The sequence below is a fragment of the Exiguobacterium sp. s63 genome (assembly GCF_018617335.1).
Classification (GTDB): Bacteria; Bacillota; Bacilli; order Exiguobacteriales; family Exiguobacteriaceae; genus Exiguobacterium.
Window position 1 is genome coordinate 130,039 of record NZ_JACSKB010000001.1, and the last position, 25,570, is coordinate 155,608.

General features: G+C 47.1%; 27 protein-coding genes, 1 other RNA gene and 1 riboswitch. Of the genes, 11 read left to right on the forward strand and 17 right to left on the reverse strand.

The window, feature by feature from the left end; all coding sequences use genetic code 11:
- Positions 1-22: 22 nt before the first annotated feature.
- Entirely contained in the window at positions 23-1,555 is a 1,533-nt protein-coding gene (locus tag KNO90_RS00670) for an FAD-dependent oxidoreductase (protein ID WP_215112783.1), read from the reverse strand.
- A gap of 199 nt (positions 1,556-1,754) precedes the next feature.
- Here KNO90_RS00670 and KNO90_RS00675 point away from each other — a divergent pair, with 199 nt between their 5' ends.
- Positions 1,755-2,726: a D-alanyl-D-alanine carboxypeptidase family protein gene (locus tag KNO90_RS00675; protein ID WP_215112784.1), complete on the forward strand. Its 972-nt coding sequence runs from the start codon at positions 1,755-1,757 to the stop codon at positions 2,724-2,726.
- A gap of 336 nt (positions 2,727-3,062) precedes the next feature.
- The gene (putP, locus tag KNO90_RS00680; RefSeq protein ID WP_214740740.1) at positions 3,063-4,544 is read left to right on the forward strand and encodes a sodium/proline symporter PutP; all 1,482 of its coding nucleotides are present in this window, start codon (positions 3,063-3,065) and stop codon (positions 4,542-4,544) included.
- A 52-nt stretch (positions 4,545-4,596) separates the two neighbouring features.
- Here the strand turns inward: putP and KNO90_RS00685 are convergent, their stop codons facing one another.
- The 8 genes from KNO90_RS00685 to rnpB all read right to left on the reverse strand — a co-directional run bounded on the left by KNO90_RS00685 (position 4,597) and on the right by rnpB (position 10,864).
- On the reverse strand, positions 4,597-4,821 hold the full coding sequence (locus KNO90_RS00685) for a hypothetical protein (protein WP_251127292.1): 225 nt from the start codon (positions 4,819-4,821) through the stop codon (positions 4,597-4,599).
- A gap of 96 nt (positions 4,822-4,917) precedes the next feature.
- Positions 4,918-5,472, reverse strand: a complete 555-nt coding sequence (locus KNO90_RS00690) for a hypothetical protein (protein ID WP_214740744.1) — start codon at positions 5,470-5,472, stop codon at positions 4,918-4,920.
- Between the two features lie 80 nt (positions 5,473-5,552).
- Positions 5,553-6,374, reverse strand: coding sequence for a YihY/virulence factor BrkB family protein (locus KNO90_RS00695; protein WP_215112785.1), 822 nt, complete (start codon positions 6,372-6,374; stop codon positions 5,553-5,555).
- A 103-nt stretch (positions 6,375-6,477) separates the two neighbouring features.
- Positions 6,478-7,896, reverse strand: a complete 1,419-nt coding sequence (locus KNO90_RS00700; protein ID WP_214740748.1) for an alanine/glycine:cation symporter family protein — start codon at positions 7,894-7,896, stop codon at positions 6,478-6,480.
- A 59-nt stretch (positions 7,897-7,955) separates the two neighbouring features.
- Complete coding sequence (locus KNO90_RS00705) at positions 7,956-8,858, reverse strand: Gfo/Idh/MocA family protein (protein WP_214740750.1); 903 nt, start codon at positions 8,856-8,858, stop codon at positions 7,956-7,958.
- A gap of 51 nt (positions 8,859-8,909) precedes the next feature.
- Positions 8,910-9,092, reverse strand: a complete 183-nt coding sequence (locus tag KNO90_RS00710; protein WP_214740752.1) for a hypothetical protein — start codon at positions 9,090-9,092, stop codon at positions 8,910-8,912.
- Positions 9,093-9,210: 118 nt separating this feature from the next.
- Positions 9,211-10,374, reverse strand: a complete 1,164-nt coding sequence (locus KNO90_RS00715) for a THUMP domain-containing class I SAM-dependent RNA methyltransferase (protein WP_214740754.1) — start codon at positions 10,372-10,374, stop codon at positions 9,211-9,213.
- A gap of 122 nt (positions 10,375-10,496) precedes the next feature.
- An RNA gene (gene rnpB / locus KNO90_RS00720) (RNase P RNA component class B) lies at positions 10,497-10,864 on the reverse strand.
- 120 nt (positions 10,865-10,984) lie between these two features.
- On the opposite strand from rnpB, the gene KNO90_RS00725 reads away from it, so the two are divergent.
- Positions 10,985-11,389 (forward strand): hypothetical protein, encoded by a 405-nt coding sequence (locus KNO90_RS00725; protein ID WP_214740756.1) that lies wholly within the window; start codon positions 10,985-10,987, stop codon positions 11,387-11,389.
- 44 nt (positions 11,390-11,433) lie between these two features.
- Here KNO90_RS00725 and KNO90_RS00730 read toward each other — a convergent pair whose 3' ends face one another.
- Together KNO90_RS00730 and KNO90_RS00735 are read right to left on the reverse strand one after the other, a co-directional pair.
- A complete protein-coding gene (locus KNO90_RS00730) occupies positions 11,434-12,882 on the reverse strand; it encodes a S8 family peptidase (RefSeq protein ID WP_215112786.1) in 1,449 nt (482 codons plus the stop codon).
- 94 nt (positions 12,883-12,976) lie between these two features.
- Positions 12,977-13,384 carry a hypothetical protein gene (locus tag KNO90_RS00735; protein ID WP_214740760.1) on the reverse strand — a complete coding sequence of 136 codons (408 nt, stop codon included), beginning with the start codon at positions 13,382-13,384 and terminating at the stop codon, positions 12,977-12,979.
- A gap of 169 nt (positions 13,385-13,553) precedes the next feature.
- Here KNO90_RS00735 and KNO90_RS00740 point away from each other — a divergent pair, with 169 nt between their 5' ends.
- The 5 genes from KNO90_RS00740 to KNO90_RS00760 all read left to right on the forward strand — a co-directional run bounded on the left by KNO90_RS00740 (position 13,554) and on the right by KNO90_RS00760 (position 18,288).
- Entirely contained in the window at positions 13,554-14,438 is an 885-nt protein-coding gene (locus KNO90_RS00740; protein ID WP_215112787.1) for a hypothetical protein, read from the forward strand.
- Positions 14,439-14,520: 82 nt separating this feature from the next.
- Positions 14,521-15,186, forward strand: coding sequence for a response regulator transcription factor (locus tag KNO90_RS00745; protein WP_214777295.1), 666 nt, complete (start codon positions 14,521-14,523; stop codon positions 15,184-15,186).
- Complete coding sequence (locus KNO90_RS00750; protein ID WP_215112788.1) at positions 15,183-16,529, forward strand: sensor histidine kinase; 1,347 nt, start codon at positions 15,183-15,185, stop codon at positions 16,527-16,529. The genes KNO90_RS00745 and KNO90_RS00750 overlap by 4 nt, the downstream gene beginning before the upstream one ends.
- A 68-nt stretch (positions 16,530-16,597) precedes the next feature.
- On the forward strand, positions 16,598-17,611 hold the full coding sequence (locus tag KNO90_RS00755) for an ABC transporter permease (protein ID WP_215112789.1): 1,014 nt from the start codon (positions 16,598-16,600) through the stop codon (positions 17,609-17,611).
- Positions 17,608-18,288, forward strand: a complete 681-nt coding sequence (locus KNO90_RS00760) for an ABC transporter ATP-binding protein (RefSeq protein ID WP_215112790.1) — start codon at positions 17,608-17,610, stop codon at positions 18,286-18,288. The genes KNO90_RS00755 and KNO90_RS00760 overlap by 4 nt, the downstream gene beginning before the upstream one ends.
- Here the strand turns inward: KNO90_RS00760 and KNO90_RS00765 are convergent.
- Positions 18,236-18,646: a hypothetical protein gene (locus tag KNO90_RS00765; RefSeq protein WP_215112791.1), complete on the reverse strand. Its 411-nt coding sequence runs from the start codon at positions 18,644-18,646 to the stop codon at positions 18,236-18,238. The genes KNO90_RS00760 and KNO90_RS00765 overlap by 53 nt on opposite strands.
- A gap of 177 nt (positions 18,647-18,823) precedes the next feature.
- Between KNO90_RS00765 and KNO90_RS00770 the strand changes: the two genes are divergently transcribed.
- Positions 18,824-19,747: an alpha/beta hydrolase gene (locus KNO90_RS00770; protein ID WP_215112792.1), complete on the forward strand. Its 924-nt coding sequence runs from the start codon at positions 18,824-18,826 to the stop codon at positions 19,745-19,747.
- On the opposite strand, the gene KNO90_RS00775 is transcribed toward KNO90_RS00770, so the two are convergent.
- On the reverse strand, positions 19,680-20,375 hold the full coding sequence (locus KNO90_RS00775; RefSeq protein WP_215112793.1) for a CPBP family intramembrane glutamic endopeptidase: 696 nt from the start codon (positions 20,373-20,375) through the stop codon (positions 19,680-19,682). The two genes, KNO90_RS00770 and KNO90_RS00775, sit on opposite strands and share 68 nt — an antisense overlap.
- 86 nt (positions 20,376-20,461) lie before the next feature.
- Here KNO90_RS00775 and KNO90_RS00780 point away from each other — a divergent pair, with 86 nt between their 5' ends.
- Both KNO90_RS00780 and KNO90_RS00785 read left to right on the forward strand, forming a co-directional pair.
- Entirely contained in the window at positions 20,462-21,145 is a 684-nt protein-coding gene (locus tag KNO90_RS00780) for a lytic transglycosylase domain-containing protein (protein WP_251125800.1), read from the forward strand.
- Positions 21,146-21,173: 28 nt separating this feature from the next.
- A complete protein-coding gene (locus KNO90_RS00785) occupies positions 21,174-21,761 on the forward strand; it encodes a DUF1643 domain-containing protein (protein WP_215112794.1) in 588 nt (195 codons plus the stop codon).
- Positions 21,762-22,150: 389 nt separating this feature from the next.
- On the opposite strand, the gene KNO90_RS00790 is transcribed toward KNO90_RS00785, so the two are convergent.
- Genes KNO90_RS00790 through KNO90_RS00805 form a run of 4 tightly spaced genes read right to left on the reverse strand, consistent with a single transcriptional unit; the run spans position 22,151 to position 25,361 of the window.
- Entirely contained in the window at positions 22,151-22,885 is a 735-nt protein-coding gene (locus tag KNO90_RS00790) for an energy-coupling factor transporter transmembrane component T family protein (protein ID WP_215112795.1), read from the reverse strand.
- A complete protein-coding gene (locus KNO90_RS00795) occupies positions 22,867-24,237 on the reverse strand; it encodes an ABC transporter ATP-binding protein (RefSeq protein WP_251127342.1) in 1,371 nt (456 codons plus the stop codon). Before KNO90_RS00795 ends, KNO90_RS00790 begins: the two co-directional genes overlap by 19 nt.
- A complete protein-coding gene (locus KNO90_RS00800; protein ID WP_012726387.1) occupies positions 24,203-24,778 on the reverse strand; it encodes an ECF transporter S component in 576 nt (191 codons plus the stop codon). Before KNO90_RS00800 ends, KNO90_RS00795 begins: the two co-directional genes overlap by 35 nt.
- Entirely contained in the window at positions 24,771-25,361 is a 591-nt protein-coding gene (locus KNO90_RS00805; protein WP_214740786.1) for a YkoF family thiamine/hydroxymethylpyrimidine-binding protein, read from the reverse strand. Before KNO90_RS00805 ends, KNO90_RS00800 begins: the two co-directional genes overlap by 8 nt.
- An 82-nt stretch (positions 25,362-25,443) precedes the next feature.
- Positions 25,444-25,544: riboswitch (TPP riboswitch) on the reverse strand.
- Positions 25,545-25,570: the final 26 nt, after the last annotated feature.

The window sequence follows — 25,570 nt, forward strand, 5'->3', positions numbered from 1 at the left end:
GTCAACCTTTACCGACACCAGGTTACAAATCTCCACGCTTGTTGTAGGTAAGTGGTTTTGTGGCAGGACCCTCTAAAACGTCCCCTTTCGCATCAAAGCGAGATCCATGGCATGGACAATCCCATGACCGTTCGGCATTGTTCCATTTCACTGTACAGCCGAGATGTGTACAGGTCAGGTTGACCACATGACACTGGTTATCGAGGTCTCGATATACACCCCTGGTCTTCCCATCAACTTGCACGATCCCCCCCTCATCTAGCTGAAGCTCTTGAACATCTCTTCGTTCAAGCACCCGATCGACTGTCCCTTTTGTGAACTGAGTGACCGTATCTAAGTTTGTCTTAAAGAATGCGCCAATATCAGCAGGTTTTACCGATTGACGGAGTGGAGACATCACTTCAATGAATCGATTCGGCCGACCTGTTAATTGGTCGGCGAGTAAAATCCCGGCAGCGATTCCGTTTGTCATCCCCCACTTCGAAAACCCTGATGCTACAAAGAGATCTCGTTCTCGCTTAAACATTTGTCCCACATATGGAAGTTTGTCTAGCGTCATGAGATCTTGGGACGACCATCGATAGGATGCTCGATTCGTCCCGAAATATGACTGGGCGTCATTCTCCAATCGATCATATCGCAGACGCGTGTCAGTAACTTGTCCCGCAGGATGACCCTCGCCACCGACAAGTAGATAATTCGTTCCCTCTTCCTCGTAGGATCGAAACGAGCGGCTATTCTGTCCGACCTCTAAATACATCCCTTTCAGCGGAGGAAGATTCGTTTCACAGGCAACGATATACGAACGCTCAACAGAAAACTTTGACACATATAGACCGAGCAAGTCATTGAACGGATAGTGGGTCGCAATCACGACCTGATTTGCTTGTACCCTTCTACCGGTAGATGTAGTGACCACCGGACGTGGTCCCCGACTCACTTCCGTCGCTCTCGTTCGTTCATAGATTTTTCCTCCATATCGAACAAAACGATCGGCTAATTCTCGTAAATACTTTACGGGATGGAATTGAGCTTGATTGTGGATTACCAGCGCTTGCTCGATTGAGAATGGGAGAGCCGCTCTTACTTCTTCCATGGCGTCACCCCCGTCAATTTTCAATCGACGATAGGCATCAAGTTCTTTAGAAAGTTCCTCGTTCGCCTCCCTAGAATAAAGAAACGAATGCTCTGCCGAATAATCACAGTCAAATCCTTCAGCCACTTGATTATTTAAGTAAGCGAGTGCTTCTAAATTGAACTCGTAATACAAACGGGCGATTGATTCATTGAAATGACGAATCAACTGATGATAGATCGCTCCGTGTTGAACAGAACATTTTGCCGTCGTATGACCAGTCGTCCCGTGCCCAATCTCTAACGCTTCTAAGAGCGTCACCTGTTTCCCCCGTCGTTGTAGTTCATAGGCACAGACTAACCCGGCAATCCCTGCCCCGATGACGACGACTTCGGTCGATTCCGAAACGGCGAGCGGCGGGTAAAGATCTCCCGAATCATGTTGTCGCCAAATCGAGTTCGTGAACGGATAACGGTGCATGACACATTCTCCTCTCAAAAAGTGGCATCTCTACTCTTATACCCGAAACACAATTCTTTCATCGTCTGTCAATCATTGACCTAGTTCTTTATTTTAACAGCGAAAAAAGAGAGCGGTTTCTATTATGTTTATCATGTAAAGATAAAAGGAGGGACTTTTCTTGACCCGTAGAAGGAGACATCAAAGAAGAACGTACATCATGCGAAGAATGATTGCAGCGGTCGTGTTGCTTGGAATCCTCGCATTGATCCCGGCATTAGTCGGATTTAAGCAGGATCAAAAATCATCGACTCCAGCAAAAGCGGCCACCCCTGAAGTTGAACAGATGAAACAAGGTCCGGTCTTTCCGAAAATCGAAATGGGAAGTTGGTCTCTGAGTGACACTAATTTGATTGCGAACGAGGACATTCCTGTTGGTGCCCTTACCTTCGTCAACGTGACCGAGCAGAAAATATTAATCGACAAGAATGCAAACGATCGTGTGTTTCCAGCCAGTACTACGAAATTGATGACGGCGCTTCTCGCTTATGAGAAAGCTTCAGAGAAAAACGAGCTTGATCAACCAATCATCACCATCAAGAGTTCGACACTTGATATCCCGTGGGACAGTCACATCGCACATCTCGCAATCGGTGATACGCTAACCGTGCGACAAGCGCTTTATGCCACACTTCTCGAATCAGGTAACGATGCCGCAAACAGTTTAGCGGAATACACGAGTGACTCAACCGATGATTTCGTGAAATTGATGAACGCACGGGCTGAAGTATTAGGTTTAACGGGTACTCATTTTATGAACGCACATGGCTATTCTGATCCGAACCATTACACGACGGCGAACGACATGGCCAAAATCGCATACGCTTTCAGTACATATCCAGAACTCGTTGAAATTGCGGGGACATATGAATATAAAGCAGAGTTCAAGGACAAAGATGGAAATGGTAAACGTCGATGGTGGTACCACCTTGGCTCATCGATTAATGAAAGAAGTGTTAATTATTCAAAGTATGTGACCGCCACAAAGACAGGTTATACGGATGAATCCGGATATACGATGGTATTTATCATGAATCATCAGGAAGAAACCTATATTCTTGTCACTATGCAAGCAAAATCTGGTCAAACATTCCCGGCCATGCGTCTTGTAGAAGAATATGCATTTCAATAATTTATGGAAGAACGTGAAATTTACGTTCTTCCTTTTTGCTTTTTTTCAGAAAAAAAGCTATGAATGTTACAACCATGTTACACAGGGAAGTCCTCAACATTTCAAATATTCAGAATATTTAAACTTTTTATCAAAGGATTTTCACTCTTATCCGTTGATATGATGGGCTTTAGAGCCGTTTTTCTGAAAAGGTGACAGTTTGCAATCATTTAAAAGGTTCTGTAAGGTAAGTCACAAGTTCGCCTTTTCAACTTTAGTTACTAACTGTGTGATGTCTTCACACAATCGCGGACGAGTTGATTAAATAGATTTCTTAACTTAATAGGAGGTAATTCAATGCTATGGCAAGAATGGGTATCAATCGCGCTTTATCTCGTGATGATGCTTCTAATCGGATACGTTGCGTATAAACGAACGACCGATTCATCAGATTATATGTTAGGTGGCCGTAAAATGGGGCCAGGAGTTACAGCCATGTCAGCCGGAGCTTCGGATATGAGTGGATGGATGTTAATGGGACTACCGGGTGCAATGTATGCAACTGGACTATCAGCAATTTGGTTAGCCGTTGGATTGGTCATCGGAGCTTACTTGAACTACTTGTTAGTTGCTCCACGACTTCGCGTCTTCACAGAGATGGCGAACGATTCGATTACGATTCCAGACTTCTTAGAGAATCGGTTCCGAGATCACTCGAACTGGCTACGGATCCTATCTGCATCCGTCATCATCATCTTCTTCACGTTCTACACGTCAGCCGGACTTGTATCTGGCGGGAAGTTGTTTGAAAGCTCATTCGGATTAAACTATCAGACAGGTGTGATCGTTACAATCAGTGTCGTGATTTTGTATACCCTCTTCGGTGGGTTCACGGCAGTAAGTTGGACGGACTTTGCACAAGGTGTCATCATGTTCTTGGCACTCGTACTTGTACCACTTGTCGCTTTAACAGATATTGGTGGAGTAGACACTGCTGTCAACTCTGCAACGACAATTAACGCTGATTTGTTTGATGTCTTCAAAGGGACGTCGACACTTGGGATTATCGGTCTTCTTGCATGGGGACTCGGTTACTTTGGTCAGCCACACATCATCGTTCGCTTTATGGCGATTCGTGATGTGAAATCATTGAAAACGGCTCGCCGAATCGGAATGAGTTGGATGACCGTTTCAATCATTGGTGCCGTCATGACAGGGTTTGTCGGAATCGCGTATTTCCGCGGACAAGGAAATCCACTTGGTGACCCGGAAACAGTCTTCATTCGATTCTCTGAAGTCTTGTTCCACCCGTTTATCACTGGATTCTTGTTAGCCGCAATTCTTGCAGCCGTCATGTCTACCGTGTCGTCACAGTTGCTCGTTACGTCATCTGCTTTGACAGAAGACTTCTATCGTAAGTTCTTCAACAAAGAAGCAAGTGAAAAAACAATGGTACGTGCTGGACGCATCGGTGTCTTGCTCGTCGGATTTGTAGCGACACTTATGTCACTCAACCCGTCTAGTACAATCTTGACACTCGTTGGTTATGCTTGGGCCGGTTTCGGTTCTGCATTTGGACCAGCCATACTCCTTTCACTTTATTGGAGTAAGATGACACGTCAAGGTGCCCTCGCTGGTATCCTCGTCGGTGCGGTTACCGTCATTCTTTGGATTGTGACTGGACTTTCAACCGTCCTTTACGAAATGGTCCCTGGTTTCTTCTTGAGTATGTTGGCGATTGTACTTGTCAGCAACTTCACTAGCCAGAAAGAACAAAAACGTATCAACCGTGAATTCGGTGAAATGGAAGCTGAATTGGCAGCTGCTAAGAAAGAATAATTAGATGCATCAAAAAACTCGGTTCCTTTGAAGGGAACCGAGTTTTTTGTATTTACATCGATGCTGCGATTAACCAGACACGAATCACGAATGGCACGAGGACCAATACGAGCATCGCGTTCCGCATCCACTTGTTTCGATTCCAGTAATACGCCATCAATACGAATGGATGAAGGGCGACTAATTCGTAAGGGTTGAACCAAAACCATGTGATCACCAAAACAATCAAATAATAGAGTACCGACTTCTCTTTAGTCGATCGATATTCACGCCACATGTCATATGCACCCTTGAAGAACGCTATGAATGTCGTAATCCAAAATAAAATGACAATGATATTGTCGAATCCACTAAACAACTGTGTAACCACCTTTTAGGAAGCATTTTCTACATAAAAACCGCCCCAATAAATATGACGGTACGTAAACTCTTTTCCACTCTCTACAGTAATCACAATCTCATCTTCCGTCAATACAAGAACGTGAACAGGTACCTCTCCTTGACGTAACATCGGACTGAACAGTTGAAATTGTTTATTCAACCACTTCCGTTCCGAAAAATTTTGATAATGATGAAGCGCGAGCATTGGGTGGACCAAGTATGCTGCACCAATCAATGCAGTGGCGACGGGTGGCGCATTGATTTCCATCAAAAAGGAGAATACGAGAACGAGTGACAATACCGCATAGCCGAATTCTATTAACTCCATAAACGAGGCGCGGCTAGCAATGACATATTGAATCACACGAAACATGAGATACAAGATGATACTGACGATCAAGTACTCAGAGAACGGCGAATGTCGAAACGAGACATCAAGGTAGAACAAGACAGGTAACAACAGAACCCATTTCCAAAGATGTAAGGCGAGGTAAAACAATGATTGATCGATGAAACGACGATTGTGAACGAGCCGTTGCATATCCATGTTTCCCACCTCCGCTTAGATGATGTGGACCTTACGTTACCATTCCCTATTCTTTTAAATGATAACTAGCAATTACACGTCTAGCGAAGTTTTTCTTTTCTCTCCATCAAAGTCGCATTTAAAAGTCCTCCTAGCAAAATAACAGTTGCCGCTAAATAGAACCAAATCAATAAAACGATAAAGGCACCTAATTGTCCATAGAATTGTTCATAGTTTGCAAACTGAGAATAGTAACTGAACACATTCGATACGATTAAGATACCCACTGTAGCAAATGCAGCGCCACTCCAACTGTTTTTAAATGTTCCAGATACACTTGGTAACCATTTATAGACGAATACGAAAACGGTGAATAGGAGGCTCGACCCTACAATCCATCGAAAATAGAACCAGATTTGGGCATAGTCTGTCACGATTTCATCAATGAAAAGCACATTTGAAGATAATTCTCTAAGCGCCGTCTCAATTAATGGTACAAGTAGCGAGAACGGAAGAACGAACATAAGTGCCAATGTAATCGCGATATCTTGGATCAGACCTCTCCAAAAGGCCTTATTGCGTACAACTCGATATGCATCGTTTAATGCACGGACAAGTGACTGAACTGCCATCGATGAAATCCAAAGCGCCGGTAAGATACTGAATGATGCCAATTTCAATTTAGAATTATCAAAGATTGCCTCAATGTTCCCCTGTAACAAACGATAGCTTGCTTCTGGCATGATAAGGGACAACGCTTGAATCACGTCCCCACTTGTAAACGGTAAAAAACCGACAATCCCTAGCACAAACAATAAAAATGGGAACGTCGAAAGAATAAAATAGTAGGCCAACATTGCTGCCTGATCAAAAAAACGCTCTGTAAAAAATCGCTTGACGATTGTCAAAAATACTTGTTTCATCATTACTCTCTACTTTCTTATTTTATCTTAAAATACGGTAATTGAAATAATATTAGATTGATGAAGGATGAACTCCTGTTGCCAGGAGCTCCCTTCGATCAACTTAGCTGATTTCTTCTTTTTTCGCTTCCCACGCCTCAATATGTTCTTTACCCGGAAGATCGACCCCATCTTTGAAGAACTCTGGGTCTCTTCCGGCTTTTTTCTGAACGATATAATCATCGAGTAACGTCTTGGCGACTTTACTTAGTCGGAAAATCGCATACATGTTGACGAGTGCCATGAGTCCCATAAAGATATCTGCAATTGACCAAACAAGCCCTGCCGATCGTACGGAACCAAACATGACCATTCCGACGACAGCAATGCGATAAATGATCAAATATTGCTTTTTCTCCGAGATGAATTCGATATTCGTTTCGCCATAATAGTAATTAGCTAAGATTGAGCTAAAAGCGAATAATAGAATCGCGATTGTCATAAGCGTAGTCGCAATCGGACCAATTTCAACGAGTAATGCCTCCTGGGCAAGTTCGATTCCTTGGAAGGCTTCAGAGCCCTCCACACCTGAAATCAAGACGATCATGGCCGTTGCGGTACAGATGAATAACGTGTCCACGAATACGCTGAGCGATTGAATCAATCCCTGTTTGACGGGATGACTCACCTCGGCCGTTGCCGCGGCATTCGGTGCAGAACCCATCCCTGCCTCATTGGAGAACAATCCGCGACGAATACCTTGTAGAACAGCTGCCCCGACGGCACCACCAAACAATTGTTGTAATCCGAGAACCCCTTCCGAGAAGATGGCAGAGAACACTTGCGGCACCACATCAAGATTTGTAAAAATGACCCAAATGGCTAATAAAATATAGCCACCTGCCATGATTGGTACAATGATTCCGGACAAGGTCGAGATCGAACGAATCCCACCAAAGATAACGATTGCGGTAATAACGGATAAAATGAGTCCGACCCAAACCGTGTCGACTTCAAATACATTGTTCACTGATAAGGCAATCGTATTCGCCTGTACCGAATTGAAAGCAAATCCGAATGCGAACGTAATCAAGATAGCGAAGACAATCCCTAACCAGCGCTCTCCTAAAGCGCGTTCGATATAGTAAGCCGGTCCACCCCGCCACGCTTTACCGTCATGCACTTTATATACTTGTGCAAGTGTACTTTCGACAAAGGCAGATGCCGCTCCAATCAGAGCAATGAGCCACATCCAAAATACGGCACCCGGTCCGCCTAGAGCGATTGCCGTCGACACACCAGCGATGTTTCCCGTACCGACACGTGCAGCCGTACCGATTGCGAATGCCTGGAATGATGATACCTGACCTTTCTCATGCTTAAGTCCTTTAACAAATAAGAGCTTGAACATCTCAGGGAGCATTCGGAATTGGACAAATCCCATCCGAATCGTAAAATAGAGTCCCCCAATGATCAATACGAAAATGAGAAGATATGACCATAAATAGTCATTCACTTGCATAATCAGTTCACGAATATCCAACGATATCGCCTCCTTTTATCGGGTTTTTACCCGCTCTGAATCTGACAGAAACAGTGTGGTCACTGTACATGACTTAGAATTTCTTCACAGAGACGATGTGTCTCGAGACTATCTTCGGCAGTGACCGATGTGTTGTTCTCACCACTTAGCAGTCGGATAAACGATTCAATCATGTCAACAAATCCCCGACGCTTCAAGTTCGACTCCCACGGGTCGAGTGACCATTCCCTCATGCCGTCTCGTCCATAATCGATTATCCGCTCCACGTCACGGGTGACCCGCTTTACGGTCGGTGACATGACTTCCATCACTTCTTCGGTACAACCGTTGTCTCGGTTCATCCAACCGATTGCCTCAATCCCTCCTGCCGTGAAGTGAATCATGAGTTGTCTCAATACATCCCCTTCATACCGAGGAGTGACACGCAACCGGTCGACGGGCTGAAGGTCGGTCAAATAACGGAGCGTATCGACGACATGTACAAAGTCCTCAATTACGAATTCACGAATCGTCGCCGGCTTATACGTTCGATTCTTTTGAATGAAAACCATATTTTTATTTTCTACTTGGTTCAGCGCCTGCGTCGCTGTCGCAAATCGGCGATTGAATCCCGTGACGAGATGGACGCCTTTCTCTTTAGCGAGCATAACGAGTCGTTCCGTCTCTTCAAATGTGAACGTGATCGGTTTATCGATAAAGACATGCTTCCCTTGGCGTAAACAATACTCGGCTTGCTCATAATGAACAGCTGTCGTCGAATGAATCATGACCGCATCGATCTGTGTCATCGGAACGGCTTGAAGATCCGTATATCCCTCTTTGAAACGGTAAGTCGATCTAATGTCCTGTAACTTCTGTTCATCTCGAGAGACGAGATACACGTTGACATCCTTCAATCCGGCATATACTGGCAGATATGCTTTTTTGGCGACATCCCCAATGCCCACTACTAACATATTCATCTACTCACTCCTCCAATAATATGTAGAAAGCCCGAAGCGACTGCCTCGGGCTCACGTGATGGATACAATCTCAAAACTGGTAATCGGTTCACGAATAGCGTCTGATACAATTTGGTACACCGCATTCAGTTCCTCTTGATTATTCAGGTCCGGTACCCGATCCATCTCGACCTCGACCGTGCGAGTGTTCTGTTCTTTCGCGTGTAACTGGTATTCGACTGTATGCTTTTCCATCTTATGTCCCCCTCTTATTATACATATGTTATGTATAACCTGTTCGGAGAAAGATGAAACAAGTGAGTTCATTCTAGAAAATAGAAAATGACCGCTCAGTTGAGCGGTCATGGATTCATTACTCTGATTTCGCTTTTGCGTCACGGTCCGGACGTGGACGACGCTTCCCGAAGTATTGGTAATACTGCGTTTCAATATTACCGTTATAAAGTTTACGACGTTTCGTCGCTGGGCGACCGTACGCTTTCTCGAAGTCTTCATAGCTCGTCAACATGTAGACGCTATAACCAGGGTATTTCGCATATTGCTCCCCGATTCGCTCGTACAAGTCGATGATTTCTTCTTCTGACTGGAGACGTTCCCCATAAGGTGGGTTACCGATGATGACGCCGTACTCCTCTTTCGGTTTCAATGCGGCTGCGTCACTATGGACGAACGTGATCGCATCACGGACGTCGGCGAGTTCCGCATTGTCTTTCGCGAGTTTCACCATACGCGGGTCAAGGTCGATTCCATAGATTTTGAGCGGTTTATCCCACTCCGCTTTCTCATTCGCTTCGTTCATGGCCGCATACCACGCTTTTTTCGGGATACATGCCCAGTCCTGAGCGAAGTATTCGCGATTGATACCCGGCGCGATGTTCCGTCCGATCATCGCCGCTTCGATTGCGAGCGTACCTGACCCGGTGAACACGTCATAAAATGGCATGTCCGGACGCCAGTTCGTCAACTGAATCATCGCCGCCGCCATCGTTTCTTTAAGCGGTGCCTGGGAATGCAATTCACGGTAGCCACGACGGTGAAGAGGACCTGACGTATCAATTGTGATCGTCGCCACATCTTTCAATAGAGCGACCTCAATCGGGAATTTCGCCCCTGACTTCGGCAACCACTCCCCTTCTTTGCGATAACCGCGTTGCATCGCTTCGACAATCGCCTTTTCCGTGATCTTCTGGCAGTCACGAATGGAGAACAGTTTCGATTTGACCGAGCGACCGTCTACCGTGAACGCCGCGTCCCATGGCATGAGGTCTGTCCATGGCAACGCCACCACACCGTCAAACAATTCTGTAAACGTTGTCGCCTTGAACTCGGCAACGACGAGCTTGACCCGGTCTGCAGTCCGTAACCACATGTTGAGGCGTGGAATGTCTTCCATTTCCGCATCGATATACACGCGACCGTTCTCGACCTCACATGTGTATCCTAAATCTCTTACTTCTTTAGCTACGAGTGCCTCGATTCCCATCGCTGCCGTCGCAATCAGTTTACGTTTCGCCATTTAAACATCTCCTTCTTTCTACATTGAGTCGATTCATGTTGTACATTCTAAAAAGTTCATGAAAAAAGGAGTTCAAGTATATGTGCTTGAACTCCTTGTCGTTGTCAGTTGAGACTATGTTGTCCTGTAAGCCATGTTCTGTACTCCGGTGCTCATAACGGTCTCCCTGGCACGATGGAGTGACAATCATCTATCTGCGCACATCGGCGCCCTCCGTTCCGTTCGGTTCCGGTTCGGAAGTTCCCCTACCATAGTTTGGGTTTCTCGCTCGTGGGGTTTACCTCGTTCCACTCTGAACGTTTCCGATCAGACTCCGTCACTGTGGCACTTTCAAGAAGCGTATACCGTATCCGAAGACTTAGGTATTTCTTCTGCCGTCAACTTGCGTTGCCTACACTTATCTTTTCGTGTAGCACGATCACTACAGCCATCACAGGCTGTGCGAGCATGGACTTTCCTCAAAACTTGCGTCCCGCGATTGTCCAGACCTCATAGTCACTTCAACCATTGTAGCGGAAATTCGAGCGGTTGACAACTGAAATTCGAAACTTGATTTTACATCCCGTCAGCGCTAAAATAAGGCGTGTTCAATGAATAAGGAGGGATTTTGATGCATCAGGATGCAAAAAACGGTTGGATTCAACGTCTGACTTATGTAATCGAAATCGATGACATTAAAGTGCTCCACCCGAACAACGGCGTGTTCGCCTTCTACCGAAATAATCGTCTCGTCCGAGGGTTTGAACCGTTCGATATTAAAGCACCGAACGAACTCTCAAAACGGTCTTATCATTTTGACCATCACAATCTGGCACACTTAGAAGAGCGTTTTCCAGATGCCATTCCAGTTTTCGATGAAACAAAGGAAACGCGTCGAGGCTGGAGCGATCGGGTTCGTGTCGGTTTATGCGAAATCATCCGAGATGGCAAACTCAGTTTCGAGCATATTGATGACCAAGGAAACGTATTAGAAGCGAGTATCCGTTGGTGTGGTGAAGCCATCACCATGGATTAAATAAACGAAGCCGCCGCTCCTTATGGAGCGAGCGGCTTTTTTGATCAAGTCGTTTCGAGGACTGGTGTGTCTTCTTCAACGATCGGCGGTTCATATGTTGTCGTCACAACTTTTTCACGGATGTCCGTCGGTTTAAGGATGACCGTGAGATGCTGAGTCGTGTCTCCTCTTACAGGAAACTTGCCAGGGACATGGAGGGCCTCATACATCACCTTGCCCTCTGAATCTAGAACGGTCACCGTGCCTTTTCGTGTCGTGTGCAACGTGAACGTCAACTCGTCCGTCGCTTCGACGGAAATCGAGGTCTTTAACGTATTGACGTATTCAATCGTCCGACTTGTATAACGTTTATATTTTCCGTCCGTCACTTGCCCAACGATTCGATATTGACCGCTTGGTAGCCAGTCCCCGTTCGAATACATCGTGAACGATCGGTTCGGTGTGAGCGTTTTGACTTTCTTGCTCCCTTGATACAACGAGAACGTTGATTTGAGATTGGAATGATTCATTACACTCAGTTTAACGTTTTTGACATATCGACTCTCCCATACGGAAGGGGTTGAGATATGAATCGGGCGCGCTGTTGCTTCAAGCAGCTTCATCGTATTTAATTCTGTATACGATTTACCTGAAGCGCGCGGCATTTTCGCAAGTAAATGATCGACCTCACCCGGTGTCAAATATGGATTGATCGATTTCACGAGTGCGAGGCTTGCCGTGACCATCGGTGCCGCCATGGACGTCCCGTCCATATAGACAAAGCGATTATTCACTCCAAGTGATAAAATGTTCACCCCAGGCGCGACGATTCTCACATGGTCATCCATATTGCTAAAGCTCGCAATTCGGTGGCGAGAGTCGATGGCTCCGACCGCAATCACTTCGTTCATGCTGGCAGGAAACGATGTCTGACGTTTCCCATCGTTTCCGGATGAAGCAACAACGATGACGCCCTTCGCTCGCGCACGCTTGATGGATGTCGCCAAGCGGGTATCGTAGTCATCTCCACCCAAAGACAAGTTGATAATGGTCGCGCCTTTGGCGACCGCTGTATCGACCGCTTTCGCGACTGTCCATGAATCGGTGGATTCCGAGTTTTTACCGTAGAATACGTTGTAGAAGTGATAGCGAACATTAGGTGCAAGTCCGGCAATGCCGACTCGATTATGTTTCCCCGCCATAATTCCAGCAGTATGCGTGCCATGGACGTCAGCCGTATAAGGGCCGATCATCGAATTGACAACACGAGGTACGTTTTTTAAGTCCATATGATTACGATCAGCCGAAGAATCAATCAAGGCGATGACGATGTCAGAGGCACCGCGCGTTTTACTCCAAGCCAAATCGGTTCCGATTTGACGTACATAATATTGACTCGTGACACGTGGTTCCGAGACAACATAACCGTGTTTTTCAAGGATGACAGGTTTCGCAGCATCTACTCCGACCGGCAGTAAAAGAGCAAGCGCTGTCAAAAGGGCAATCTTTTTCATTCCTTCCGCTCCATTCCAAACTTACAAAGTGATTTTATTATCTCAAACTTTGGATTAGATTTCCCTTTTTTTGAATAAAAAGTTGTCGGAAAGTTTACCAATAACTCGTTTCGTCCGGGTGTAACATATCGAACTCGACGATTCGGCCGATTGTCAAGTACGTATAGTAGCGGGCTAGTTCGACTCGACTCGGGTCGGGACGGAACCCTTCGAGGTCTTCACCAAGCGGAGAACCATCAATTGTCTCGAATTGCTGACAAAAAAAAGACTCTGTTTCGGCATTCCAGACGATTCGATCTCCGATATACCCGCTTCCGAAGCGGATGTAGTCGATGATGGACGGAACGATGACTTCCGCAGGCAAACGTTCACTCATACGACCGACCAATTCATATCGTAGGCGATCTGCCTGGTCAGCTTCCTCTAGGGAGGCACATTTTAATACTTCTTTATTGATTTCTATCAATACGACATAATCCCCAGGCTCGATGGAGAGCTTCATCGCCTCACCTCACTTTTCATAGCTTCATCGGATTCTCTACATGTGAGTATTCGAGATAAAATGTGGGAATCCTGTCCACTCCTCATTTTTTTCCAAATGTCAGTTGAATTCGCAACGTCCAAGATGTTTTTGTTATACTGAACATATGAAGTTAGAGAGGAAGTGCATCATGGCCAAACGACCGTTGACCCCTCGTGAAAGTGAGTTGATTGCGACTGCGCTGTTTGTTGTCGGAAGCGTCCCTTATTCGGGACACATCGATCGTCTCGAATCCCTCACCTTACGTGACATCGCTGATGACTTTATTAACGGAACCTCCACTTCCGCAGATGCGATGGAGGCACTCGATCAGTATATTTATGTTCGACGTCATCGTTTTAAAAACGTGACCCCTCATAACCTCTGGACATTAGATGACCGAACGGAACAGGAAGCGTTGCGTCACATCTCGAAACGTCCAGAACTACAGAAGGGACAAACATTGAATAAGCGGAATCAACCGTTTCAAGTGGGACAAGATATCGAATTCAAGGTAGACAAGCATGTCGACCGAGGACAGTTCCGAATTTATATCGGAAAACAACAGGGTTATACGTGTAAAGCTCAATCAAAGGAACGCGAGAAACTGAAATCGGTATCTGGATGGATCACCCATATCGATCTGAAAGACCGATTAGTCTTCGTCAACGTGACAGACTTTGGTCGCCTCCCTATCGAATCCTCGATGAAACAAGAGCTCGAGTCGATGAGTACGTCACTGCTCGGATGGTTCGCTACGGCCACCATTCCTTCTGAAGAAGAAGCCCTTCTCGCAAAACGAATGATTGCCACGCTACAGCGGCGCGATCAACCTTACTGGTTTAGTCTCACGACCGCGATGAACCATCCTCGACCTGAACATGTGAAGCGTTGGGGGACAGTGGTCAATCTCCTCGTGAAAGCGAGCAATGGTGACCAAAAAGCCATTCAGACACTCGAAACTCAAGAAGACAAATATTTTAAAGATGCTTTTATCCGCGCACTCCGTGCCCTACATGAAAATATGACAAAGTAATTGAATGAAACGAATACGACATGAGGTGACTCGCGAAGAGTCACCTCATTTGACGTAAACTAGTGATGAAGGGAACATATTTATGCGAATACTCATCGTAGAAGACGATCCATCAATTTTACGCCTTGTGAAGGAGACCTTCGAGGATGCGGGTCATGAGGTGATAACGGCGACTGATGGGAAGACAGGCGAAGAACGTTTTACGATGCATCCGATCGATGCTGCGATTGTCGACATCATGCTCCCCGGGCTTGATGGCCGTGAATTGTGTCGACGACTCAAGGCGTCTCTCGATATACCCGTCATCCTTTTGACCGCTCTTGATGAATGGGAGGATAAACGCCAAGGTTTCGAGTACGGGGCAGACGACTATGTGACCAAGCCGTTCATCCCAGAGGAGTTACTGTTCCGATTGCAAGCCGTCTCGCGTCGATATCAACGCTCGGCCGCTTCTCAAATTCAAGCCGGTCCGCTCCACTTGGATTTGAGAGAATATGAGGTACGTTTAGACGATCAGTTACTCTATCTCCCTAAAAAAGAGTTCGAGCTCTTGTTTCAATTAGCCTCGTTTCCAGGGAGGGTATATCGACGGGAGGAATTGATTGAACTCATATGGGGATTTGATTTCGAAGGAGATGAGCGGACGGTCGACGTGCATATCAAACGTCTCCGTCACCGTTTCGACCATCCAGCTCTGACGATTCGTACCGTTCGAGGCGTTGGATACTCGCTTGAGGTGAACGCATGAAAACTCTTTATACGCGAATCATCGTGACGATGTTTTTGATTTTACTTTTATCAGGGGCAATCTCCTTATTGGTCAGTAATGTCGCTTACTATACGTGGTGGCAACCATCCTATAGCGAGAAAACGGAACGGGTCGCCAAAATGGCAGAGTCGTATATTGAGGAACATACCGACTTAGATCATGATGCCTTCTACACCTTTTTAGCCGCGACCGGATATCAATTGGTCGTCGTGGACGCAACGAACGAGCGCCAACGATTTGGCGGTGAGTTTCGAGACGAGACCATCTCTGATTCGGTAGTCCAATCTGTACGGAATGGGTCACCCTATCAAGGAATGCGTGACTTCCCGTTTCATCTCTTCTTGCTCGGATTGTTCGATAACGAATTAAAGAACACATATGGATTTACACTTGAAAACGGAGACGTCATCTTTATCCGTCCGGATTTGAGTGCCCAAATCCGCGAACTACATCTGTTCGTCGGTCTATTTTTTGCGCTCGTCACGCTATTAGCATTTGGCTTGATCGCCATTTCGACAAGGTCCCTCGTCCGTCCGTTACATACGCTCACGAAAGCAACCACATCCGTCGCCATGCGTAAAGCTCCGGAACACCTCCCCATCGAGCGACAAGATGAAATTGGGACGTTGGCACGTCAATTTCAATATATGTCGAATGAGATTGATCGGACAGAAGCGAGACAACGGCGATTTGTTTCGAATGTCTCCCATGAATTTCAATCTCCGTTGACCTCCCTAGTTGGGTATGCTGAGAAATTGTCTGACGAAACCGAAGGAGAATCGAAGGAATATGCGCTTGTCATTGAGCAGGAAACGAAGCGTCTGTCCCAATTGACGAAACAACTCCTGCTGTTATCACGATTGGATGAAAACCCACCAATCCTCGAGACAAATGTGAATGTGCTGCAATCAGTATCCGAAGTCATTCAAATGAACGCCTTCGCCCTTGATCAAAAAGGAATTGCCGTCGTTACCGATATTCCACAGGATGCGGAATTGATGAGCGATCCGGTTCTACTCGCACAAGTTTGGAACAACTTACTGGTGAACGCCATCCATGCTTCACATGATGGAGGTACCATCCACATCACTTGTACGCTTGACCCAGGTCTCGTCATCTCGTTCACGGATGAAGGGATTGGAATGGACGAGGAGACGAAAGAGCACCTCTTCGATCGCTTCTATCGCGGTGACAAAGCTCGAACGAGTCAGGGGACCGGTCTCGGTCTCGCCATCACATCAGATATCATCGAATTACATGGTGGAAAGATTACAGTCGAATCAAGCATAGGAATCGGTACCACGATTCATCTACATTTTTGATGTCGTTCATATTCTGTTCATAAAGATTGCTTACACTTCCTTCATCAGCACTTGAAGGAGGTTTTTTTATGCAGTTAGGTTGGAAAGAGATGTGGCGACAGAAAAGAAAATTTTCCATGTTGTTCGTCATCACATTATTGATTGTCATGTTGACGACGCTCATCACAGGGCTAGCAGACGGCCTCGCATATGATAACGGTTCTGCTCTGCATGAATTGAATGCTACGACCTATCGACTAGATCCGGACTCAGAAGGTCAATTGACACGATCGTTCATCGAGGTCACGAAGGATACATCAAAAGAGACGATGAGCGTCCGACCGCTAACGGTCACCATTGACGGTAAAAAAGAAGAGGTGACACTATTCGCTCTTCCAAAAGATAGCAATATCGGTCCTGTTTCCCCCCTTAGAAAAGGTGAGGTTGTTTTCGATCCTAGTCTTTCAGAAAATCTTAGACCAGGTGATCCGTTGATCGACTTCGCTTCCAACTACCGGTTTACGATTGCCGGTGAGTCACTAGGACGCTATAGTCATGGACCAGTGATGTACACGACGAATGAGACGTGGTTCGATTATTTAAATCATTCCGAACAACGTCCATATGTATCTGCTGAGATTGGAACGGAATCTACGGTATCCGATGCGCTCGTCATGAGTCAACAAGATTTGATTGAGTCGGTCCCTGGATATAGTGCCGAACAAAGTACGTTCACAATGATGCGTGCCTTTCTACTCGTAATCGGAACGTTTATTTTGACCGCCTTCTTTTATTTATTCACGCTTCAAAAATTACCTGAACTCGGAATTCTGAAGGCAATCGGTTTATCACCACGCGTCATCGGACGTGCACTGCTCTTTCAGGTCATCGTCATCGTTTCCGCAGCAGTCGCCACGTCGATTGGGATCATGTACATCGTCGACGCGTTGATTCCATCGACCCTACCGTTTCTTATTGACTTCGGTCATGTCGCGCTATTCGGCTCCATGTTCATCTTTTTATCGGTTATCGGCGCATTGCTACCGTTATGGAAACTCCGTCAAGTCGACGCAATTGAAATCATAGGAGGAAAAGCATCATGAGGTTAAGCCATGTATCACATCAGTTTGACGGTCATCTCGTATTGAATGACATCGAGTTACATGTATCACCAGGCGAATGTGTCGCCATCGTCGGTCCGAGTGGCAGCGGGAAGAGTACGTTGTTATACATCCTCGGACTATTGCGAAAACCAGATCAAGGAGCATTCTTCATGGACGAACGCGACGTGTTCGAATTGGATGAGGAAGCACTTCGTCTGTTACGCCTACATGAAGTCGGGTTCGTGTTTCAGCAGGCTCATCTGATTCCCTACTTGACGGTGCTAGAACAACTTGAATTGATTCAGGAGAAAAGAAAAATCGATGCGAAACAACTATTGACCAACCTCGGCTTAGGACACCGTCTGCACCAACTCCCGACGACCTTATCAGGAGGTGAAAAGCAACGAGTCGCCGTCGCACGGGCGTTGGTCAACTCCCCGCAGCTCATTTTGGCAGATGAACCGACAGCGAGTCTAGACTATGAGAATGGACGTCGTGTGATGGAACTATTAGCCGAACAGGCTCATGAAGAAGGGAGACGTGTCGTCGTCATCACACATGATGAACGGATGCTCGATGTGTGTGATCGTGTCCTTCGCGTGATTGACGGTACCTTGACCGAAGTCAACAAGGAAGAACGGCATCACGAAGACAGATTTGATGCAATTGATAAGTGAGCCATCCACCCAGGCGAATGGTGACGCTGATTGCCCCCTCCTCCGAGACGGCCGCTTCTTCAATCGTCATCAGTCGTTCGGTGATATGATTCGATTCGAGTTGAATCCCCGAGAGGCAGGAGAATGCGCGGACGATTTCAGCCGGTCGACACCCGACTAGACGCGCAATCTCTTGAACCTCGGTCAGGAGGGTCGTTTTGTTATAGAAAAAGTAACGGTCTAGCAACAAGTCGAACACCAGACCGACCACTCGATCATCTCCCTCGCACGTCCATGAAAATGTTACTCCTCGATCTAGTGTCCCCTCCCGATTGCTCAGTACTTGTTGAATCATTTGAAAGATATCTATCCTCCCCATAACATCCCTCACCTCTCTTAATTGTCACTTCATGATATCGCTAATGAGCACGTCGCTCGAAGCATCGTGTTGTCTTGATGATAGCCGTTTATGCTACTTATACTTCCTTCTTATGTAAGAAAAGAGGACCTCATCTGTATCTTTCGGGTACAATAACGATGAAAGGGGTCGGTCTTTTTGAAACGAAAATGGCAAATTGGATTAGCATCATTATTCACAGGTTATTATGCGGTCAGTTATTACGCCTTTAAGCGAATGACGAGAGGAAAGCGGAAGACACCGGAGATGTTACTTGCTCCGTATACGGATGAGGATCGTACATTCTATCATGACGTCCCATTCGAGCATGTCTCGATTCAATCGCGCGATGATTACCGTCTCTACGGTCGTATTTATCGGAATGAAGGTTCGACAAAATGGATCGTATTCGTCCATGGATATACGGCATCTCATAGTTTCATGGCACCTCACCTCGCCATGTTCCACCGGCTCGGATTCAACTTACTCGCCGTCGATTTACGTTCACATGGGGAGTCTGAAGGAGTGTACGCATCATATGGGTATCACGAAAAAATCGATATGATCGATTGGGTTGACTGGTTAAGAGAAAATGAAACGGTCGAGACGGTCGGTCTCCATGGTGTATCGATGGGTGCTGCGACCGTTTTACAGACGACCCCGCTCACCGAAGTAGATTTCACTATCGCGGAGTGTCCGTTTGATGATATGAAACAATTGATGCGTTATCAATTGAAGGAGTTACACCACATCCCTGCCGAGCTTTTCCTACCAGGAATCAATTATTTCTTATGGTCTCGCGCCGGGTTCACCATGAATCAAGTTCAGCCTAAAAAGGCCGTCACGGAAACGACGACCCCCATCTTGTTCGTTCACGGCTCAAAAGACGACTTCGTTCCAACTTGGATGTCAGTCGAGATGAACGCTTTAAACCGGACAAACGATATAAAATTGATTGACGGTGCCGAACATACCGATTGTATCATCAAGGACGCTGCCGGCTACGAAGAGGCAGTCACGAACTTTTTGTATCGACATGGATTGGGCCGGCAATTAAGTCAAGGAGTACATGAATCACCATAACCGGCCATAATACACCCATTCCTAGATAAAGGAGAGCGAGTCCGAAACCGACGACGCCCGTCGTGAGGACTCCTTTAATCCCTTGATAGGCATGGGCCATACCGAACAGTGCACCTCCGATGACGGCGAGCGTCAGGTTCGGCGCTTCTATATAGAGCGTGATCGTATACAAGAGCACTCCTCTGAAAATGAATTCCTCGGTCACGCCTGCTGTGACCGAGACGGCACTCCAAGCCTGTTCTTCAGATTTAGTTCGGGGGAGGAGCAGTTTCTCTAAGTCCAGTTCATAGTATGGGCGCAAGGTATTTCGAAGTCTGGCAGAAGTTTTGACTAGTAAATAGAAGACGAGCGTAAAGGTAACAAGGATGCATGATAAATAAAAGACTTGCCATGCCCCTTCGTTGCCGGGTTCTGGCGCCAATCTTAATCCAACTTCAGATGGCGGTACTTGAAATAAGAATATGAGGGCAACGATTAATAAACTGAGCCCCCAAGCTGATTTTACAGTCTGTTCATATACCCAAGTACGTCCTTTCGTTTCGATTAAGGGGCGAATTAATCTCGCATTGAAGATTTGAACAATCAGCATATAGCCGATGATGGCTGAAAAAACGAGTCGTTCGAGCATCCATATCCACTCCTGTCCTTCCTCTTAGCTATATGCTACACTATTCGGGTATTGTCTAAAAGCTAGGAGGCGGTATCTTGAAGCGAATGATGCTGCGACTGACCGGTTTCATCATTGTACTCGTGCTATTGCTCGGTGCAGTCGGCTGGCTCGGTCAACATGATAAAGTGAATAATGGATTATATCGTGTGTACTACGGGGAACATGGTGTCCCGAATACACATATCGACATCTATCAAGACGCGGCTGAAACGTACGACGTCGATTGGCGATTACTTGCAGCCGTACATCGTGTAGAGACGATCTTTTCGCATAGTTCCTCGATGCGATCATCTGTCGGTGCAATCGGTCCCTTTCAATTCATGCCTCGTACGTGGCTAGGATGGGAATATGATACCGATGACGTAAAAGGCGATGTCCCAGAAGACGAAGTCGATTTGACAGACCTCTCATTGATTGAACAATATGGAGGACTCGGTCGCGATGGCAATGGGGATGGAAAAGCAGATCCACATAGCTTGGTTGATTCTGCCCATACAGCGGCGTATTATTTAAGTGAGCATGGAGGCAGAACATCTGATTCAATCTCATCGATTCGTAACGCCATCTATGAATACAACCGAAGTGAGCAGTACGTCAATGATGTGATGACATACTTCGAAAACTATGAATCCGGGATCACGTATATGCCAGATGAACGTGACACATTTAGTCAACATGTCGCTTATTACACAATTCGTTATATCGAGTGGTTTAAGACACTCGGCTGATGCTTACATGAAAAAGTGAGGAATGGAAATGAATACGCATGTAGAAGAAGTAACCATCCGCGTCAAATCAATCTTCAATGAAGATAAAACGAAACGTTATATGCGAACGTATGAATTCACCGACGTGGAGGACGGGGTCATCTGCGCCGTCATCATTTATTCACCGCGGATGAGCGATGCCTTTTTGTCCGGCACGACGACACAGCGTGCTTATATGCTGATGCAAAATCATTTGACCCACCCAATACGAGAGATGCGTGTCATCAGCCTCGTTCCGACGCTCGCCGTCAATGATAATCTTCCATATGTGGAATCGCAGCTCGATGAGACGAACTATCATTACGTCGAAGAGACGCTTCAAGAAGTAGAGGCCAGTGGCGGGATGATTATCGTCGGTTGGGGTTCACCAGGTCGATTGATGCATCACGCGACATCTTATAAGTCGCTCTTTGCGGATTATGAGGCAAATATGTATTGCATCGGTACGACAGCTAAAGGCGAACCACAACAGATTCGAATGGCGAATGAAAACACCGTCCTTGAGGCGTTCAACAATGAATCGGTCAAACCGAAGTTCCGCATCGTGAAAGAAACGAAGAAAGACGACTCTCCGTGAGTCGTCTCAGGCTGTTGATGAATCAAATCGCCATGTGCGATTTGATTCTTTTTTTATGTTTAACGAGATTGAGGCATTCTTTGCGAAGTGGACGTAGCGTTTACCAACTTATTTCTTCGCTTAGACCGTTTCGAAGAATAGATCAGGCTATTTCTTTGGAAGACGAGGAGCCACAGAAAATAGCTAAATGAGCACTACAAGTGTTGGCCATTCGTGTGACTCGTCCTACGGCGCCCCGACTCCTACAGGAACGCAATCCAACGGAGACCCAGCAGTGACTTCAGTCGCGATGCGGCTCCGGGATTGCCTGTGGAAAGCGTGGGCGCCGGAAGGACGAGTTCGAACATGTTATTTGTCAACAAGCTGACGAATCTCCGTGAGTCGTCTTTTCATATGCCGATCAAAATGGAAAGGCCGAACAGTATGAAAAATATACCGGACCATATGTAATCGGACGGTTTGACGTCAATCCGCTCATAGACGGTCCGTTTTCCACTTGTGAACCCCCTCGCCTCCATCGAGAAGGCGACACGTTCAGCACGTCGAATCGAACCTGCCAACAGCGGGAGAAGTAGTTTCGGTACATGTCGGATCCGTTCCCATTTCGTATCGAGCGGAACACCGCGTAGACGATGCGCGTATTGAAGCTGATGCATCTCCCGTTGCATTAACGGGAGGAAACGGAATCCGACGAGCGCGCTATAGGCAATCGTCGGCGAAAGCCTCGCCTGTTGCATCAAACTCATGACGAAACGTTTCGAATCGGTCGTCAACATGAAGAGGAGCGACAGTACGGTGAATGCCAACACACGCAGACTAAGAGACGTAGCGACGCGTGCCTCTTCTTTTGAAATGTCTTGACCAAGAAGGGTCACCCACGTCTCTCCTCCGAGCTCCTTCCCAAACACGAGCGTCGTCCAAAACGTCCCAATCGCCGTGACGAGAAATGGGATCAAGAACAGGCTCCACTTCTTCCAGGACACGTCTGTCGCCAGAAATTGAATCGTCAATGTACCGACAATGATGACGAGCGGGGTCCACGGGTTATAAAACAAGGCCAACCCGAACATGATGATCGTCATCGTCCCAAACTTGATCGTCGGATTCATATCATGGAGTGACATCGCTCTCGACCTCCCGCTAGTCGATAACGACGAAGTCTCTCCGTGTCCTCCCAAAGCTCATCCCCGAATGGTCCTGAGAGTTCCCCATCCTTCATCAAATAGAACGTATTGGCGATATGGGCGAACGATAAGTCATGGGTCACGAACAAGATGGTCTGTCCCTTATCCGCATGTCGCTTCATCAATTTCTCAAGGGCATGGAGTGCCGGTTCATCCTGCCCTGCCGTCGGTTCATCGAAGGCAAGCAACTGTTTGTTTGAAAGTAACTGGATCCCGACGGCGAGTCGTCGCTTCTGTCCATGACTGAGCGATAGTGGATGAAGAGACCGTTTATCCGCAAGGGATAGCTCCTCCAATACGATATCAATCGACTCCTCATGACCAAACTGTAGTTCTTGCTCGACCGAGTACATGAAAAATAAGTGTTCCGGAGATTGAGGGACAAGTCCGACTCGGCGATCACTCTCCGTCAAACTTCGTAAAAACGTCGACTTCCCGCTCCCATTTGGACCCAATATGGCGATCACTTCCCCAATACGAGCTGTTAGGGTCACGCCTTTTAATCGAAATGTGTCGCGCACCACCTCGTCGACCACATAGTGCTCGCCTTCTTGTTGTGATGCAGAAGTTCGTGTGAATGAAAAATCATCGACCGGTTGAAACGGTTCGTTCCGTACAATCCGCCCTTGATCGAGTTCGATATGCCAATCAAAAAAGTCTCCCCATAAGTGCGCGCGATGTTCGACGACGATGACGTTCACGTTGTCCAAGTGATCGAGCCAGTCGACGAATCGATTCGCGGTCACTGGGTCAAGGTGTGTCAACGGCTCATCGAGAAGCAACCATTCCGGTTGTCCGACCAGGGCGCAAGCGACGGCGATCCGCTGTTTCTCCCCGCCTGACAAGGAATCGATGTGACGATTTCGGTAATCAGTCAGTTGGAGTGACTCGAGAATCTCCGTCACGCGCTGATCGATGACCTCGACCGGCGTCTGCAAATTTTCGAGTGTGAAGATGAGTTCTTCGTCCACCCGTTCCATCACGAACTGCGTGTCCGGGTCTTGGAATACAGTCCCGACCCGCTGATTGATCTCACCTGGTTCGTAGTCGTCGTGTGAGCGACCCAATAGTTCGAGTCTGCCTTCAAGGATTCCATCACAATTCTCTGGATAGAGACGGTTGAACAGCGCGAGCAGGGTCGACTTCCCGCTTCCGCTCGCTCCTGTCAAAATCGTGCGCCCAGGTTTAATGGATAGTGACACATCTTTGATGATGGTGTCCTGACTCTCGGGGAACCGGAATGAAAGCGATTCTGTCTCAACCATGGACGTTCCCACTCCGAGCGATCGCATAGCCACGAAGCGACCCCGTCTTGAGCAACAGGTCACTGAGCAACTTCCCACCGATTCCTGCGATGACCATGCCACTGACCGCCCGCAGCCCGAACATCGTCGCCACATATCCCGGTTCAAGCATCGCAAATCCGCTCATGAAGTAGGTGTACACGAAACTCGTGACGGCCGAGCCAAATCCAGCTAGCATGAGAACCCATAGCTCATATCGACGATAGCCCGTCATCGCAAAGACAGCTTCCGCCCCAAGACCTTGGACGATGCCGACCAAGATGATGCGGGGTCCGATCGCATTTCCAATCAACATCTCAATCGTCGCTGCCATCACTTCCGAGATGAAGGCAGCACCCGGCTTCCGGATGATATACGCCGAAATGATTGACACGATGAACCAGATACCGAAGATCCACTCATAGGCGATCGGTCCAATCAACCCTGCCCATAAGTTCCCGATATGGACAAACAATAAGTAGACGACGGCAAAGACGACAGACAATACGGAGACGAGGACGACCTCTTTCAATTTCCACGATTTAAGCATGTTGACCTCCATGTGACGGACTGTTCACACTGAACGTCACCGTCATGACGACGTGGCGATTCTTTTCGCGCGTCCGGTTGAACGCCGCCTCGTAATACGAGAACACATCATCTAAGTTCCCATGAATGCCTGACGCGTAGTGCATGGAGTCATTATAGACACCCGCCTGTTTCGCTTGCTCGATTTCATCATAGATGAGATCCATGTAGTGCTCCGCCCCCATCGGATAAAGCGCGAACTGTGACGAGACATACTGTTCTCTTGAAATTCCGTTCAATGGTTGTGGTGGTGCCTCGAGCGCCTCATCCCCTGCCGAATCTCCCGGACATCCGACAGAGAAGGTTCCGCTCATCGAGACATGGCGTCCTTCCTTCGAAGCCAGGCTCAACACGGTCCTTGCGACGTCGAATACGTGCTCGGCGCGACCTCGGATCACGGTCGACACGTCATCCGTATGTCGCCACACACCCGTCATATTCGTTCCTTTCAATGCCCCTTTGATCGTCCCGACAAAGTCATCTGTCATCGGGCTAAGCGTGAAGCGAAATCCGACAATCGGACTCGTGCCACATGATTCATTCATCTTGTTTCCCCCTCTATATGTGTTTGCATAAAAAAAGCCGCATTCATGAGAATGCAGCAACAAAATCTATACAAACTTGCATAGAGAAAGTGCCGCACTTCCTCACGCCAGTATTACCTGGATCGAGTTATAAGGGATCGGAGCCATGCTCACATCTCAGCCGAGGCACCCCTAGTGCAGTCATTGATATGCGGTTACTTATGCAGTCA